Source organism: Pseudomonas sp. EA_65y_Pfl1_P113, assembly GCF_963970525.1.
Lineage (GTDB): Bacteria > Pseudomonadota > Gammaproteobacteria > Pseudomonadales > Pseudomonadaceae > Aquipseudomonas > Aquipseudomonas tritici.
Genome location: NZ_CAXAQM010000094.1, coordinates 1 through 1,335, shown reverse-complemented (window position 1 = coordinate 1,335; position 1,335 = coordinate 1). Strand labels below are relative to the sequence as shown.

Annotated in this window: 2 pseudogenes; one reads left to right on the top strand and one right to left on the bottom strand. The window is 68.2% G+C overall.

The window, feature by feature from the left end:
* A pseudogene (pgk, locus tag AACY52_RS28410) lies at window positions 1-130 on the top strand (phosphoglycerate kinase); the annotation flags it as partial.
* 47 nt (window positions 131-177) lie between these two features.
* Here the strand turns inward: pgk and AACY52_RS28405 are convergent.
* Window positions 178-690: pseudogene (locus AACY52_RS28405) on the bottom strand (tyrosine-type recombinase/integrase); the annotation flags it as partial.
* Window positions 691-1,335: the final 645 nt, after the last annotated feature.

Here is a 1,335-nt window from a genome sequence, read left to right as displayed (position 1 = left end):
GATCGTCGGCGGCGGTATTGCCAACACCTTCCTGGCCGCTGCCGGTCACCCGGTGGGCAAGTCCCTGTACGAGCCGGACCTGCTCGACACCGCCCGCGCCATTGCCGCCAAAGTCACCGCACCCGGCCCGAGCACCGCACGGTAGTCGCGCAGCACCTCGGGATCGGAGATCCTTGCGTAGACCATCGACATCGCCGGGCTCTCGTGGCCGAGCACGCTCATGATCGTATCAAGCCTCGCGCCGCGCTCGGCGAGCTGCGTTCCGAGGGTGTGGCGGAAGCGGTGTGCAGTGACGGTATGGCGGCCTCGTGCATCGACCAAGCCAACCGCCCGGCACGCCTCGCCCAGCGGCGTTTCAAAGAGGTAGTATTCGGATAACAACTTGCCGTGATCTACGAAGAGAAAGCGTAGTCGGTCACCGGTCCGCTCGTCGACCATTGCGCGGTCGCGCCCTCTCCGGCGTGCTTCCACCACGGCCTGGAGCGCGTCGGCCGCCTCTTCATGGAGCGGCACCATCCGCTCGCGGCCGGTCTTGCCGACAGGAATGCGCAGCCGCGCGGTGCCGTCGGGGTAGCGGTCGAGGCAATCGAGTGCGAGGCGACGCACCTCGCCGCGTCGAGCGCCCGACCAGCGCAGCGTCAGCAGCGCCGCACGCTGGAGTGGGCAAACCAGCGCACGAATGCCGCTCATCACGCGGGCTAGCTCTTCCTCGGGGATATAGCGGGGCACGCGCTCGAGGTGCGGCGGCTTGTCGCGGCAATCGACGAGTTGGCGCTGCGGCGCGCTTTCCCAGTCCCAAGCGACGGTATCGCGGAAAAACAGCGCAAGCGAGTTCGTGCGGTTGCGCCGTGTGATGAGAGACAAGGGCACGCCGCTGCCTGCGCTCGGCTCGTCGATCATCGCGCGAAAGAAGCTCTCGACGTGCTCGCGCGTCACATCCTCGAAGCGGCAGACCTGGGGCGCGACGCGACCCAGGTGCTCGAGGAAGCGCCTGAGCGCGATCTCGTGGTGGTAAACCGTGCTGGGGCGCAGCTGCGACGCGCGCGCTGCGAGCCAGCGCTGGACGAGTGCCCACATCGCAGACGGCAGCAGCGGGTGCGAGGCGTAGGCTGGCATGAACTTGCGCGGCTGCCGGCTCGATTGGCCACGATGGTAGAGGATGGTGCCGAGCTGGCTGGCATGCGTGATCCAGCTTTTGGCGAACTGCGGACCGTAGCGCTCGCGCGCACCGAAGAAGACCGGCAGGTCGGGATGCGAGGCGAAGTCGCGGACGGCGGCGAGCAGCCGGTCGATATGCTCGGGCCGCAGCAGGTCGGGCGAGCGCACGCCCTCGTG